Genomic DNA, 2243 nt, shown 5'->3' on the forward strand with positions numbered 1-2243 from the left:
CCCGCGCTGCCCACCAGCGTATCCGTGCCAGCGCCGCCCAGCATCGTATCGGTGCCAGCACCGCCAACCAACCGGTCAGCCCCCGCGCCGCCTTCCAGCGCAGAACCACCAGAACCAGCCGTCAGCGTGTCATCAAACGCCGATCCCACCAGCCGCTCAATGCCCAAAAGCACATCGCCCGCCGCATCACCAACCGTCCCCGCACCCGCAGCAAGGCTCGCCGTAACACCCGAACCCGCCGCAGAATAATCCGCCGTGTCAAAACCCAAACCGCCATCCAGCGTATCAGCCCCAGCTCCACCAGACAGCCAGTCATCACCCGATCCGCCCTCGAACCGCTCTGCGATGTTTGCGCCCTGTATGGTGTCGTTGAAGTCGCTGCCGGTGATGTGTTCGATGGCGCTCAGGGTATCGCCCTGTGCGTCGCCGCCGGTGCCGGTGCCGGTGGCAAGGTTGATCGATACCGCTGCGCCCGATGCGCTGTAGTCGGCGTGGTCAAAGCCTGCGCCGCCATCGAGGCTGTCTGCGCCTGCGCCGCCGGTCAGCAGATCGTCGCCCGTGCCGCCTTGCAGCGTGTCATCGCCCGCAGCGCCTGCCAGCGTGTCGTTGCCTGCGCCACCGATAAGGACATCATTGCCGGTGCTGCCGCCGATGCTGTCGGCGTTGATCGATCCTTGCACGATTTCGATGCCGGTCAACCGGTCGCCCGATGCATCGCCAGCAGAGCCCGCGCTGCCATCAAGGCTCACCGTTACCCCTGCGCTCGATGCCGAATAGTCGGCCATGTCGATGCCGTCGCCGCCAACCAGCGTGTCCGCACCAAGGCTGCCCACAAGCGTATCGCTGCCCGCTCCGCCCTCCAGCACTTCATCGCCATTGGCCCCTGCCAACCGGTCAGCAAAGGCCGAGCCCAGCACGCGCTGGATGTTGGCCAGCACATCGCCCGCCGCATCGCCGCCGATGCCCACGCTGCCATCAAGGTTGACGGTGACGCCCGCCGCGCTCGCGGTATAATCGGCGGTGTTCGTGCCGCTGCCGCCATCCAGAACGTCCGCGCCCGCACTGCCGCGCAAGGTATCATCGCCCGCGCCGCCTTCCAGCGTATCATTGCCCGCAGCGCCGCCCAACACGTCGGCATGGTCAGACCCGATCAGCCGTTCAGCGCCCAGAATGACATCGCCCTGCGCCTGGCCGCCTGCGCCCGTCGTGCCATCCAGCGCGATCTGCACGCCCGATGTCGAGGTCGAATAGTCCGCAATATCAATGCCAGCGCCGCCGTCCAGCGTATCGGCCCCGTCGCTGCCCAGCAGCGTATCGTTGCCCGCGCCGCCCAGCACGGAGTCCGCGCCATCGCCGCCGTCAAGCCGGTCATCACCTGCCCCGCCGGTCAGCGTGTCGGCAAAGCTGCTGCCGGTCAGCACGTCGTTGAACGCCGAACCGGTCAGCCGCTCAACCTCGAACAACTGGTCGCCCGCCGCATCGCCGCCAAGGCCCAGACGGCCGTCGAGATAAGCCGTCACCCCGCCGCCCGAGGTGCTGTAATCCACCGCATCGATGCCCGCGCCGCCGTCGAGCACATCCGCACCCGCGCTGCCTGCCAGAATATCGTCGCCCGCGCCGCCAAGGATCGTCTCGGCCCCGCTGCCACCGCCCAGCGTATCGGCATGGGCCGAACCGATCAGCACTTCGATGCCGTTCAGGCTGTCGCCCAGCGCTTCGCCGCCTGTGCCCGCAGCGCCGGTCAGATCAACCGCAACGCCTGCGCCTGCATTGGCATAAGTCGCCGTATCAATGCCGATCCCGCCATCGATGCTGTCTGCACCCGCACCGCCTTCCAGCGTATCATCGCCCGAACCACCGATCAGCGTATCGGCCCCTGTGCCGCCTGCGATCAGATCATTGCCGCCTGCACCGTCCAACCGGTCATCGCTCGCAGCGCCGGTCAGCGTATCGTCCAGCGCCGAGCCAATCACGTTTTCCACGCCCGTCAGCGTATCGCCCTGGGCATCGCCGCCGGTATTGGGCGTGCCATCCAACCGCACGTTCACCGCCGCCAGCGATCCGGCATAAGTCACCGTATCCGTGCCCGCGCCGCCGTCGATCACATCGCCGCCAGCCCCGCCCGACAGCGTATCATCGCCCGCCCCGCCCAGCAGCGAATCCGTGCCCGCACCGCTGGTCAGAACATCATTGCCCGCGCCGCCTTCCAGCGTGTCGTTGCTGCTCGATCCGGTCAGCGTATC

General features: G+C 67.5%; 1 protein-coding gene. It reads right to left on the bottom strand.

All coding sequences use genetic code 11. The features are described from left to right. The coding region (locus IP81_RS18710; RefSeq protein ID WP_054109521.1) for a calcium-binding protein at positions 1 to 2243 on the bottom strand (2243 nt) is incomplete at both ends.

The sequence above is a fragment of the Novosphingobium sp. AAP83 genome (genome assembly GCF_001295795.1).
Taxonomy (GTDB): domain Bacteria; phylum Pseudomonadota; class Alphaproteobacteria; order Sphingomonadales; family Sphingomonadaceae; genus Novosphingobium.